This window comes from Rhodococcus sp. T2V (assembly GCF_029269925.1).
Classification (GTDB): Bacteria; Actinomycetota; Actinomycetes; order Mycobacteriales; family Mycobacteriaceae; genus Rhodococcus_F; species Rhodococcus_F koreensis.
Genome location: NZ_JARJBD010000003.1, coordinates 76,403 through 88,606, shown reverse-complemented (window position 1 = coordinate 88,606; position 12,204 = coordinate 76,403). Strand labels below are relative to the sequence as shown.

The following is a 12,204-nucleotide window of genomic DNA, read 5'->3' as shown; positions in this document are numbered from 1 at the left end:
TCTCAGGAAGTGATCGAATGACCAGACCCGACAACACGACCGGCGATCAGGACAGTGGACTCGAAAATTTCGGGTACAAGGAGTCCCTGGATCGCAGTATCGGCAAGTTCGCGAGTTTTGCCGCGGGCGTCAGTTACATTTCCATCCTGACCGGCACTTTCCAATTGTTCTACTTCGGTTTCGGCACTGCAGGCCCCGCATACCTGTGGTCGTGGCCGCTGGTGTTCCTCGGCCAGCTCTCGGTGGCACTGTGCTTCATGGAGCTGGCCGCCAAGTATCCGATCGCCGGTTCCGTGTACAACTGGGCGAAAACGCTCGGCAGCAGAGTGGTGGGGTGGTCGGCGGGCTGGCTGATGCTCACCGCGTCGATCGTCACCCTGTCGGCCGTTGTGCTGGCGCTGCAGCTCAATCTGCCGCGGCTGTGGAGCGGCTTCCAGATCGTGGGTGACGGCACCGGGGAACACGACTTCGCCACCAACGCCGTCATTCTCGGGACCGTGATGATCGGCTTCACCACCGTCGTCAACGCGCTCGGTGTCCGCCTCATGGCGATGATCAACAGCGCCGGGGTGTTCATCGAACTCATCGCGGCGGTGCTGATCGCGATCATCCTCGCCGCCAACGCGACCCGCGGCCCGCAGGTGTTCTTCTCCACCCACGGGTACGGCGCCGGCGAAAGTGGTGGATACCTCGGGGCGTTCCTGGTGGCCACTCTCGCGTCGGGATACGTGATGTACGGCTTCGACACCGCGAGCTCGCTGGGCGAGGAGACGGTGGAACCGCGCCGCACCGCCCCCAAGGCGATCCTCCGGGCGATCCTCGCCTCGTTCGTGATCGGCGGCGCGATCCTCGTCTTCGCCGTGATGGCGGCGCCCGACCTGGACGATCCGAAGATCGGCGCGTCCGACGGCAGCCTGCAGTACATCGTGGAGCAGGTGATGTGGGGCCCGCTGGGAACCATCTTCCTGATCTGCATCGTGATCGCCGTGACGGTGTGCTCGCTGGCGGTGCACACCGCAGCCATCCGGCTGACCTTCGCCATGGCCCGCGACAACGCACTCCCGTTCGGGGAGCGGCTCGCCCGCGTTCACCCGAAGACGCGGACACCCGTCGTGCCCGCGGTGACGATCGGAGTGGTGGCCGCGCTGATCCTGGTGGTCAACATCGGCCAACCGCACATCTTCACCGTGTTGACCTCGATCGCGATCATCATGATCTACCTCGCCTACCTGATGGTGACCGGCCCGATGCTGAAGCGGAGGCTGCGCGGCCAGTGGCCGCCGCGGGACCTGAAGGAGGGCGGCTACTTCACGATGGGCAGATGGGGTCTGCCCGTCAACATCGTCGCCGTGGTGTGGGGAATCGGCATGGCAGTCAACCTCGCCTGGCCGCGTGAAGCCGTCTACGGGGAGCCTTGGTACAACACGTGGGGCGCCTTCGTCTACATCGGCGTCATCCTCGGGCTCGGACTGCTCTGGTACCTCACCACCGGCCGGCACCACATCGGAACGTTGACGTCACACTGCGCGGCGGTGGTCACTCCCGCGCCAGAATCGGAACCGAACGACAAGGAGCTCGCCCGATGACCGACGGCGAATCGAAGAGCACTGCAGGGGAATTCGACTACGTGATCGCGGGTGGCGGCAGTGCGGGGTGCGTCCTCGCGGCCCGCCTGAGCGAGGACCCGTCGGTGACGGTGTGCCTGCTGGAGGCGGGACCGTCGGACGTCGGTGACCGCAACATCCTCGAGTTGTCGCAGTGGATGCACCTGCTGGACTCCGGGTACGACTGGGACTACCCGGTCGAGCCGCAGGAGCGGGGCAACAGCTTCATGCGGCACGCCAGGGCCAAGGTGCTCGGCGGCTGCTCGTCGCACAATTCGTGTATCGCGTTCTGGCCACCGGCCGAGGTGCTCGACGACTGGGAGGCGATGGGTGCGTCGGGGTGGGGTGCACGCGACATCCTGCCGTACGTCGGCCGGCTGGAGAACAACGACGCCCCCGGTGACGGCCACGGCCGCAGCGGTCCGGTGCGGCTGCGTGACGTCCCCCCGAACGATCCGTGCGGCCACGCGGTTCTCGACGCTGCCGCCGCGGTCGGCCTGCCGACCGTCGCGTTCAACCGCGGCAAGACGGTGCTGAACGGCGCGGGGTGGTTCCAGATCAACGCGTCCGAGGACGGCACCCGCATGTCGTCGTCGCACGCCTACCTGCACCCGATCCTCGGCACCCGCGCCAACCTCGAGGTCCGGACCGGCTGCTGGGTCAGCGAGATCCTGTTCGACGATCAGCAGGCGGCGACGGGCGTGCGCTACCAGCGTCCCGACCTCACCGGGTACGACACGGTGTCGGCCCGCCGCGAGGTGATCGTCACCGCGGGCGCCATCGACACCCCGAAGTTGCTGATGCTCTCGGGTATCGGTCCGGCGGCGCATCTCGCGGAGTTCGGCATTCCGGTCCGCGTCGATTCGCCCGGGGTCGGGCAGAACCTCGACGACCACGTGGAGGGTCTCGTGTTCTGGGAGGCGTCCCGGCCGATGGTCACCGAGTCGACTCAGTGGTGGGAGATCGGCCTGTTCGCCACCACCGAGGACGGGCTGAACCATCCGGACCTGATGATGCACTACGGCAGCGTGCCGTTCGACATGAACACCCTCCGGTGGGGCTACCCGACCACGGACAACGGATTCTGCCTGACACCGAACGTCACGCAGGGCCGTTCCCGCGGCACGGTGCGGCTGCGCTCGCGAGACTTCCGCGACCGCGCGAAGGTCGATCCCCGGTACTTCACCGACAGCGACGGTCACGACGACCGGGTGATGCTCTCCGGTGTGAGGCTGGCCCGCACGATCGCCGAGCAGAAGGCGCTGCGCGGGTGGATCGCCCGTGAACTGGCGCCGGGACCGGATGCGGTGACCGACGACGAGATCCTCGACTACATCCACAAGACCCACAACACGGTGTATCACCCGGCGGGCACGGCCTGCATGGGCGGCGTCGACGATCCGATGGCGGTGCTCGATCCGGAATTGCGGGTCAAGGGGGTGCGGGGACTCCGGGTTGTCGACGCGTCGGCGATGCCGAAACTGCCGCACGTCAACCCGAACATCACCGTCATGACGATGGCCGAGCGCTGTGCGGACCTGCTGCGCGGTCGCGCGGGGGCCGGGCTGCGGTCGGCGGCGTCTACGCTGTCCGAGGTCTGATCCGGGCATCGAGGGCCCCGGCGATCCTTCGCCAGATCTCGCTCGCGGGATCGATGACGGCGAAGTGATCGCCGGGGCCCTCGATCAGGGTGACGTCGTCGGGAGTCCCCGCTGCGGTCGCGTGGTATTCCCTGCTCATCTCCAGCAGATCCGGTTCGTCGCCCAGGGCGCACGCGACGAGTTGCGGGACGCCGAGCGGCAGCCGATGGAGCGGTGACGACCGCTCGTACGCCGCCCGGTCTTCGGCCCAGTGGCCGCCGACGGCGTTCGCCACCGCGCCCTCGCCGAGTCGGCGTTCGTCGGCGAGTCGCAGATTCAGCACCCCGGCGAGGCTGACCGCCAGCGCCGGATGCACCGCCGCCTCGTCGGCGACGGCATCGGCGGCGGCGCGCAGGGCGAGTTGTCCGCCGGCCGAGTGGCCGAGGATCACGACGCGCCCCGGATCAACGTCCGGGACGGACCCGGCGGCCTGCAGGGCGGCGGCGACATCGGACGTCATCGCTGCCCATCGGTCGTCGGCGGGGCGCCGGTACTCGACGTTCCACGTCACGTACCCGCGGGCCGTCAGGTCCACCGCCAGACCGTCCATCAGGTCGAACTCCCAACGGGGACGCCAATATCCGCCGTGGATCAGCACGGCGACGGGGAACGGTCCGTCGCCGTCCGGGACCCGCAGTTCGGCGCGCTGATCGGGGTCGTCGCCGTAATGGACGATCGTCCCCGGGTGGAAGCGGTGGTGGTACCAGGTGTCGACCGCGAATCGGAGTCCGTCGAGTCCGCGCCCGCGGATGTGGGCCCGGATGCCCTCGGAGGGGTCCGGCTCGCAGTCCCCGAAATCGACGCGGATCGCCCCACAGGCCGGTGCGGTGAACGAGGCGCCCGCGCCGGGCACGACGACGAACTCGCCCCGGCCCGCCGCCGTCTGCACGGCGCGCCGCAGATCCGCAGTGTCCGCGGCGAACGTCACCTCGCCGGTGAGGCCCCGCGCATCGAGCACCCGGCCGAGGAGTTCCGCGGCGGTTCCCCTGTGCGCGACGGTCCCGGGTGCGAAGACGACGTCGAGTCGGCGAGCGGATTCGGTCACCGGGTCACCGTACGTACCCGTGAGGACATCTGGCGAGGGCACGTGTGGGTGGTACTGACGATCCCTGGGTAGCGGGCGGCAACAGGTTTAGCGTGGAGAGCTATGGAACTTGGACTGCACATCGCCGACTTCACCTTTCCCGCCGGACCGTCGAACCTCTCCGACGACCTGCGCCGCATTGCCGTCACCGCCGAGGACGCGGGCTTCTCCAAGCTCAGCGTCATGGACCATCTCTGGCAGATCGAACCGGTAGGACCGATCGACACCGAGATGCTCGAGGCGTACACCACCCTCGGATTTCTCGCTGCCGTCACCGAGAAGGTGGACTTGCTGGCCTGGGTCACGGCCACGGTCTATCGCGAGCCGGGCCTCCTTGCCAAGGCCGTGAGCACGCTCGACGTCCTGTCGAAGGGTCGCGCGTACCTCGGGATCGGCGCCGCCTGGAACGAGGACGAGAGTGTCGGCCTCGGTCTCCACTTCCCGCCGACGGCCGAACGCTTCGAACGGCTCGAGGAGACACTGCAGATCTGCCTGCAGATGTGGAGCGAGAACGACGGACCGTTCGAGGGAAAGCACTACCAGCTCGGCCGCACCATGAACGTTCCGCAGCCCCTACGGCGCCCACACCCGCCCATCCTCATCGGCGGCGGGGGTGAGAAGAAGACGCTTCGGATGGTCGCGCAGTATGCACAGGCCTGCAATGTGTTCGGTGGACCCGAGGTCGCCCACAAACTGGACGTGCTGAGGGATCATTGCAGTGCGCTCGGTACCGACTACGACGCCATCGAGAAGACCGTGATGTTCCCGCTCGACCCGGGTGCGGACGGACAGAATGTGGACACCTTGCTCGGTCAGCTCGAGGACCTGTCGAAGCTCGGCATAACCCACGTCCACGGATGGGTGCCGCAGGTCGCGTCGATCACGCCCCTCGAGATCCTGGGCGACCGCGTCGTCCCGGTGATCGCGGACTGGTGAATCGCGTTCGCCGTCACCGACCGGACAGAGGTGTCGACGCAACACACCGTGCGCGGGAGCGTCGTCCCCGATGGGGTGAGGATTCGTGCACCTCGAGGTGCGGTTGGTAGTCCCTGTGTCAGCTGGTTGCCGGATGTGAGTGTGCCGAGGATTGCGATATCAGCGAATATCCCCGGCAGCGAGGTCAGCGAATGTACGACAACGGCGATGAGAACCAGCCCGATTCCGGCGGGGCGGGCCGCAGCGCGGCGCAGGGTCGCGCTGCGGATGCGGCGAGGATGCGCGTTGCCGTTGCCGTACTCCTCGGTGCCTCGGCCTGCACAGGACTGCTGTTGCCCCTGGTGTGGGGGCCGACGTCGAATGCGCCTGGACTCGCCGCGATCGTCGGCGACTCGTTCGTGCTCGCCGGGGTCGCCGTCGGTCTGTCGGTCGTCGCATGGGGTCTGGGTGTTCTGTGGACGCGAAGTGCCCGCGAGAAACTCCCCGAGGCGCCGGTGCGGTACGGACCCGTTCCCGGTCTCGGGCCTGCGCAGACCGAATACGTCGTGCGGAAGTGGATCGGCGACAGCGCGCCGACGGCGACACTGCTCCACCTGGCCGAGCAGTCGGTAGTCCGGCTCACGTTGGTCGACGACGGTCTGTGGCAGATCGAGGGGATCGGCACCCCACAACAGTGGAGGCAGATCGATCCCATTTCCCGGGTGTTGGCCGACTGCCTCGGAATCCGTTCGCCGGGTGGGGTATTCGTCGCCGACGGCTCGCCGACATCCGGCTACGCGGTAAGAGAGGGCATGCGCGCGATGTCCGACGCATGCCGATCGTGGGCGGCGCAGGATGACCTGCTCGTACCCTCGATCAGGACGTGGATCGGGCGGGCAATGACATGCTTGTGCACAGGTGTCGCCGCGCTCGGGTTCCTCGGCGTACTCGGTCCCACGATCCTCGGTGTTCCCTTCGTCGCGTTCGTCGCCGGCTCCCTCGGCGTGTTCGCGGCGGGAACGGGCCTTCGGCACACGCCGACGGGGCAGCACGTATCGGCGGCCGCCGCCGGGTTCGAACGCGTGCTGTCGGGCCGGTCGACGACGATCGGGTCAGCCGCGGTCCGTGAGTGCTTCCTCGCCGCCGTCCCCTACGCCTTCGCCTTCGGTGTCGCCGACCGGTGGTCGGCGCAGTACCGCCGCGTAACCGGACGGGCCGCCCCGCACCCCGACTGGTACCCGTCGCCCACGCTGTACGACGACGAGGCCGGCCTGCAGTGGGCGGCGAAGCCGCATAATTGAGGGTGCGAGGTGAGACCGGTGCGACAGACACCCTGGTTGGCGGCGACGGCATTCGTCGGGTCCGTTGCTGTCCTGCTCGCCGTCCACACCGGCGGCGGTGCGTCGAGCGAGCCCGACAGGGAAGCGACGCGCATGCTCGATCCCGCTGGACCGGTCCTCTTCGTCACTCCGCCGAGCGGGCAGCCGGGCGACCGCATCCAATATCACGCGACGAATCTTCCGACCTGCGGTGGACCGTGGTCGGTGGAGTTCGGCGATCGGGTCCTGGGCGAGACCCGTCAGGTCGGCAGCGTCGCGGACTTCCGCGCGACGGTGCCGAACCGCGGCAGTCGCGGTTTCCAGGTGGCCGGGCTGCGGTGCGTGCCGATCCCGTCGATGGTGGTGCAGACGACGTTCGAGGTACTCCCCGTGACACGCTCGTCGGAGCCGACCACCACCTTTTTGCTGCCGCCACCACCAGAGCTACCGACGCGGACGAAGAGACCCACACCGACGACCACCACCACCACGCTCACAGCTCCTGCTGACGCGGAGCGGTAGGTGCGGCGGTGACGACTCGTTGGCCTCGGCGGAGCCCTCAGACGGTGTAGTGCAGCAGGGAGACGCCGTTCCGGAAGCCACGGGCCTCGACCAGCTGGAGCCTCGGCGTCTCGTACCCATCGGGGAACAGCCTTCGTCCCCGACCCTGGACGACGGGGTATACGAACAGCCGGTACTCGTCGACCAGGCCGGACTCGATCAGGGCATGGGTCAGCGTGATGCTGCCCGTGACGACGATGTCGCGGCCCTCCTGCCCCTTCAGGGCCAGCACCTGGGCGATCCAGTCGCCCGTGAGCACGGTCGAGTTCCCCCATTCGGGGTCGGACATGGTCGAGGAGACGACGTACTTCTGAATCTGGTTCAGCTCATCGGTGATCCCGGTCTGGTCGTCGGTCTGTCGGGGCCAGTAACTGCGGAAGTCCTCGAACGTCTGCCGACCCAGCAACATGGCGTCCGCGCGCTCGGACTGCCGGTTGGTCGCCTCCAGCAACTCTGGATCCTGGTCCGCCGGGTCGAACCAGTCGCCGAGCATCTCGATCGAGCCGTCGAGGGTGATGTTCTGGGTGATCGCGAGTGTTCTCATACGAATACTGACACCGCCACGACCGCAAAATCATCGCCGGCCGGTCGCGGTCGGCAGTTTCGATGTCGTGGCCCGGTTCGAGCCGGGTGTGCCAACTGGCTGCCACCGCAAAGGGTGACTGCGGATTTCGCGGGCTGTCGGTGGTGGAGCCTGCGAGTACGCTGGCGCGGTCGAGAAGGAGAAAGGTTGTGCCCATGAGTGAGCCGTACGCAGTCGTCGGAGCGACGGGTGGTCAAGGAGGCGCTGTCGTCGATGCGCTGCTCGAGCGAGGGCGTGAGGTCCGAGCGCTCGTCCGTCGAAGCTCCTCTCGTTCGGAGGCGTTGCGCCTGCGAGGCGTCGACATCGCCGTGGCCGACATCACCGATCGGGCGGCGATCGCGTCTGCAGTCGACGGGTGTGCGGGCGTGTTCGCCATGACAACGCCTTTCGAGGACGGCCCGGAGGCGGAGATCGCTCAGGGCGCTGCGCTCGTCGGCGCATTCGGTGATTCCGGTGTTCCCCACATGGTGTTCTCTTCGGTGGCCGACGCGGACAAGAGCACCGGGGTGCCACATTTCGACACGAAGGCCGTGACCGAGGCGTTGCTGCGAGAATCTTCGGTCTCGTACACGATCGTCGGCCCGACCTACTTCTACGACAACCTGCTCGGGGGCCTCGACGGCATCCGCCACGGCCGGCTCGACCTGCCTCTGCCCGTCGATACCCCGCTGCAGCAGTTGTCGCGCCGAGACCTCGGTCGGTTCGTCGCCCTCGTGTTCGACGATCCGGACCGATTTGCCGGGACGAGAGTCGACCTGGCTTCGGATGATCCGACGCCACGTCGAATGGCCGAGGTGCTCGGTGAGGTGCTGGGCACACAGGTACATGCGCATTCGTCCGACGCGGACGCCATCGCATCGCCGGACATGCGCGCGATGTTCCGCTTCCTCACCGACACGGGGTACGACGCGAACATCGGCGAACTGCGCCGGCTCTATCCCGAGGTGGGCTGGCAGAGCTTCGCCGATTGGGCGGCCGAGTTGGCCTGAGGTCCGCGGCGAGCATCGGCACGTATTCGACGACTGTGGCGGTCGCCACGATTATGTAATATGGAGGTCGGAGCCCGGTACTCGAACACCAGCAGTGAGGACGGCCATGGGCGTGCAGGCCAACACCAGAGCCATCGAGAAAGAGATCGTCACCGATTTCAGCGAGCGGATGAGCTACGGCTCGTACCTGGACCTCGACACCCTGCTGAGCGCGCAGAAACCGGTGAGCAGGCCCGAGCATCACGACGAACTGCTGTTCATCATCCAGCACCAGACCACCGAACTCTGGCTGAAGCTCGTCCTGCACGAAACCCTCGCGGCCCGGGACGCATTCGATGCGGACGACATCGGCAGGGCGCTCAAATGCGTGGCGCGCGTCAAGCACATCCAGAAGACGCTGACCGAGCAGTGGTCGGTGCTGGCCACGCTGACGCCCACCGAGTACTCCGAGTTCCGGCAGTTCCTCGGCAATTCGTCCGGGTTCCAGTCCTATCAGTACCGCGCCGTCGAGTTCGTGCTCGGCAACAAGAACGCCGGGATGCTGACGGTGTTCGAGGCCGATCCCGCCGCCCACGAGCTGCTCGACCGGCTGCTCCGTGAGCCGAGTCTGTACGACGCGTTCTGGCAGTGCCTGTCGCGGCTGGGGTACGACGTGCCGGCATCCGCGCTGCACCGCGACGTGACCGCCGCCTACAGCCTGAACGACGACTTGATGCCGCTGATCAAGTTCGTGTACGAGAACTCCGAGGAGCACTGGGCCGTCTACGAGGCGTTCGAGGAGTTCGTCGACCTCGAGGAGAACTTTCAGCTGTGGCGGTTCCGCCACATGCGCACGGTGCTGCGGACCATCGGGATGAAGTCCGGAACGGGAGGATCCAGCGGTGTCGGGTTCCTGCAGAAGGCCCTCGAACTGACGTTCTTCCCGGAGCTGCTGGCCGTGCGCACCGAGATCGGACGACGATGACCGCGTCGACGGAGGTGCTGGCGGCCCGGGCCGCGGAACTCGACGACGCGGACCCGCTGCGCGCGTACCGCACCCTGTTCATCGGCGCCGACGACCCCGCGGTGCCTGCCTACCTCGACGGGAACTCGCTCGGCAGGCCCACCAAGGCGAGCGCCGAGCGCATCACCGCGTTCGTCACGCAGTCGTGGGGCGGCCGGCTGATCCGCGGGTGGGACGAGGAGTGGTACGAACTGCCGATCACGATCGGCGACACCCTCGCGCGGGTGTCGCTGGGCGCGGCCGCCGGGCAGACCACCATCGGCGACTCGACGACGGTCCTGCTGTACAAACTCGCGCGCGGTGCGCTCGCGTTGCGGCCGGGTCGCACCGAGATCGTCGTGGACCGCGACAACTTTCCGACGGACCGGTACGTGCTCGAGTCCATTGCCGGGGAACTCGGGCTCACGCTCCGGTGGATCGAGTCGGACACCCGGGGCGGCGTCACCGTCGACGACCTGAAGGCCGTGGTGTCCGAACACACCGCGCTCGTCGTTCTCAGCCACGTCGCGTACCGCTCGGGTTACCTGGTGGACGCGGCGAGGGCCGCCCGGGTGGTGCACGAGGCGGGCGGGCTCCTGCTGCTCGACCTGTGTCACTCCGTCGGGTCGGTTCCCCTCGAACTCGACGCGTGGGGGGTCGACCTGGCGGTCGGGTGCACGTACAAGTATTTGAACGGCGGACCCGGCTCACCGGCGTTCGCGTACGTCCGGGCCGACCACCAGCAGGACTTCGTGCAGCCGATCTGGGGCTGGATGGGGCGCCACGACCCGTTCGCGATGGCGCAGGGTTACGAGCCGGCGCCCGGCATCCGGCGCGTGATCAGCGGAACGCCGTCGGTACTCGGCATGATCGCACTGCAGGACACTCTGGACCTCCTGGGTGAGGTCGGGATGGACGCCGTCCGGGCCAAGTCGATCGCCCTGACCGAGTACGCACTCGACCTCGTGCGCGAGGTGCTGGTTCCGCTGGGCGTGGAGATCGGCTCGCCGGAGGATTCCGCCGAGCGGGGTGGTCACGTCATCATCGACCACCCGCGGTTCGAGGCAGTCGTTCAGCGACTGTGGACGAAGGGCGTCATCCCCGATTTCCGTGCCCCGCAGGGGTTGCGTCTCGGCCTGAGCCCGCTGAGCACGAGCTTCGGCGAGGTGTGCACAGGGATACTCGCGATCCGTGATGAACTCGCCGACTGAACCGGCGAGCGCGATCCTCGACGACTTCGATTCGCGACCCGGCAGCGCCACGTCGCTGATCCGAACCGTGCTCGGCGCGTACGTGCGCGACCTCGGCGGATGGGTGGCGATCGCCGACTTCGTGGAAGTGATGCAGGCGGTCGGTATCCCGCCCGAATCCACGCGCATCGCGGTGGCTCGGCTGAAGAAGAAGGGGGTGCTCCGACCGCGCGCCCGCGACGGCCGCAGCGGGTACGAGGTGACCGAGCAGGCCGAGTCGATGTTCACCCGCGGCGATCCGAGGATCTTCGGTTTCCGTCAGATGGCGGACACCGATCCGTGGCGGCTGATCTCGTTCACCATCCCCGAATCGCAGCGAGCGGCGCGGCACCAGTTGCGCAGGCGGCTGGGCTGGATCGGCTGCGGGACCGTGTCGCCGGGGCTGTGGATCGCCCCCGAATACCTCGCCCGCGAGGTCGGGGACATCGTCGACGCGCTGGGCCTGTCCGAGCACGTGACCACGTTCGTGTCGACGTCGGTGTTCGTCCCCGATTCGATGGGGGACGCGGCGGCTCGGTGGTGGGATCTGGGTGGAATCGCCGCGCGGCACCGCGACTTCCTGGACCGCCACCGCGCCGCTCTGTCCGCCGCGGGGGAGGTGTCGCCGCGCGACGCGTTCGTGCGTTTCGTGCCGCTGCTCGACGAATGGCGCATCATCCCGTACATCGACCCGGGCCTGCCTGCTGCGATGCTGCCCGCGGACTGGCCCGGCGCCGACAGCGTTCACCTGTTCGCGTCGGCGCGGGACCGCTACCTCGCCGGGAGCCGCGACTGGGTGCGGAGCGTGCAGTCGCGGCTCCCGGCCTGAGGGGGTCAGCCCAGGAATTCCTCGCCGATGTTCTTGGCCCACTCCTCGGCCTGATCCTTCGGGCGGATCGAGCTGGAGCCGTCGTGCCTGCCGTGCTCGCCGACCTGGACCGCGCCGAGGGCGATCAGCTTCTCGGCGATGATCTCGCCGCCGCGGTTGTACGTCTCCTCGTACACCTTGTCGCCGAGGCCGAACAGCGCGAACTGCATGCCGGTGAGGTCGGGTTCGTCCTCCTCGAGGCCCTCGAAGAAGGGTTCCGCGCCGGTGGGCAGCTCGCCCTCACCGTACGTGGAGCACACGATGACGTGGAAGTTCGCGGGGTCGAGATCACCCGCGTCGAACTCCATCATGTCGTACAGGGACGTGTCGCCGTAGTCGCCGAGCACGTCGGCGATGTTGTCGGCCACCAGCTCGGAGGTCCCGCCCTCGCTGCCGTACAGAATCACCACTGCCATTGTTCTTGCTCCTC

The 12,204-nt window shown here is 67.8% G+C and carries 12 protein-coding genes; 9 read left to right on the top strand and 3 right to left on the bottom strand.

Annotation, left to right across the window (positions count from 1 at the left end; translation table 11 throughout):
• Window positions 1-17: 17 nt before the first annotated feature.
• Together P3H15_RS03930 and P3H15_RS03925 are read left to right on the top strand one after the other, a co-directional pair.
• The gene (locus tag P3H15_RS03930) at window positions 18-1,586 is read left to right on the top strand and encodes an APC family permease (protein WP_276136041.1); all 1,569 of its coding nucleotides are present in this window, start codon (window positions 18-20) and stop codon (window positions 1,584-1,586) included.
• A complete protein-coding gene (locus P3H15_RS03925) occupies window positions 1,583-3,205 on the top strand; it encodes a GMC family oxidoreductase (RefSeq protein WP_276136040.1) in 1,623 nt (540 codons plus the stop codon). Before P3H15_RS03930 ends, P3H15_RS03925 begins: the two co-directional genes overlap by 4 nt.
• Here the strand turns inward: P3H15_RS03925 and P3H15_RS03920 are convergent.
• Window positions 3,186-4,289: a S9 family peptidase gene (locus tag P3H15_RS03920; protein WP_276136039.1), complete on the bottom strand. Its 1,104-nt coding sequence runs from the start codon at window positions 4,287-4,289 to the stop codon at window positions 3,186-3,188. The two genes, P3H15_RS03925 and P3H15_RS03920, sit on opposite strands and share 20 nt — an antisense overlap.
• Window positions 4,290-4,391: 102 nt before the next feature.
• Between P3H15_RS03920 and P3H15_RS03915 the strand changes: the two genes are divergently transcribed.
• The 3 genes from P3H15_RS03915 to P3H15_RS03905 all read left to right on the top strand — a co-directional run bounded on the left by P3H15_RS03915 (window position 4,392) and on the right by P3H15_RS03905 (window position 7,084).
• On the top strand, window positions 4,392-5,264 hold the full coding sequence (locus P3H15_RS03915) for an LLM class F420-dependent oxidoreductase (protein WP_276136038.1): 873 nt from the start codon (window positions 4,392-4,394) through the stop codon (window positions 5,262-5,264).
• A gap of 191 nt (window positions 5,265-5,455) precedes the next feature.
• On the top strand, window positions 5,456-6,544 hold the full coding sequence (locus P3H15_RS03910) for a DUF2207 domain-containing protein (RefSeq protein WP_276136037.1): 1,089 nt from the start codon (window positions 5,456-5,458) through the stop codon (window positions 6,542-6,544).
• 18 nt (window positions 6,545-6,562) lie between these two features.
• The gene (locus tag P3H15_RS03905) at window positions 6,563-7,084 is read left to right on the top strand and encodes a hypothetical protein (RefSeq protein WP_276136036.1); all 522 of its coding nucleotides are present in this window, start codon (window positions 6,563-6,565) and stop codon (window positions 7,082-7,084) included.
• Window positions 7,085-7,121: 37 nt separating this feature from the next.
• On the opposite strand, the gene P3H15_RS03900 is transcribed toward P3H15_RS03905, so the two are convergent.
• Complete coding sequence (locus P3H15_RS03900; RefSeq protein WP_276136035.1) at window positions 7,122-7,667, bottom strand: dihydrofolate reductase family protein; 546 nt, start codon at window positions 7,665-7,667, stop codon at window positions 7,122-7,124.
• 194 nt (window positions 7,668-7,861) lie between these two features.
• On the opposite strand from P3H15_RS03900, the gene P3H15_RS03895 reads away from it, so the two are divergent.
• The 4 genes from P3H15_RS03895 (at window position 7,862) to P3H15_RS03880 (ending at window position 11,735) form a co-directional block, all read left to right on the top strand.
• Entirely contained in the window at window positions 7,862-8,695 is an 834-nt protein-coding gene (locus tag P3H15_RS03895) for an NmrA/HSCARG family protein (RefSeq protein ID WP_276136034.1), read from the top strand.
• A gap of 106 nt (window positions 8,696-8,801) precedes the next feature.
• Window positions 8,802-9,659, top strand: a complete 858-nt coding sequence (locus P3H15_RS03890) for a tryptophan 2,3-dioxygenase (RefSeq protein ID WP_276136033.1) — start codon at window positions 8,802-8,804, stop codon at window positions 9,657-9,659.
• Entirely contained in the window at window positions 9,656-10,888 is a 1,233-nt protein-coding gene (locus P3H15_RS03885) for a kynureninase (protein WP_276136032.1), read from the top strand. The genes P3H15_RS03890 and P3H15_RS03885 overlap by 4 nt, the downstream gene beginning before the upstream one ends.
• Window positions 10,872-11,735, top strand: coding sequence for a PaaX family transcriptional regulator C-terminal domain-containing protein (locus P3H15_RS03880; RefSeq protein ID WP_276136031.1), 864 nt, complete (start codon window positions 10,872-10,874; stop codon window positions 11,733-11,735). The genes P3H15_RS03885 and P3H15_RS03880 overlap by 17 nt, the downstream gene beginning before the upstream one ends.
• A 5-nt stretch (window positions 11,736-11,740) precedes the next feature.
• Here the strand turns inward: P3H15_RS03880 and P3H15_RS03875 are convergent, their stop codons facing one another.
• Window positions 11,741-12,190 carry a flavodoxin domain-containing protein gene (locus P3H15_RS03875; RefSeq protein ID WP_276136030.1) on the bottom strand — a complete coding sequence of 150 codons (450 nt, stop codon included), beginning with the start codon at window positions 12,188-12,190 and terminating at the stop codon, window positions 11,741-11,743.
• Window positions 12,191-12,204: the final 14 nt, after the last annotated feature.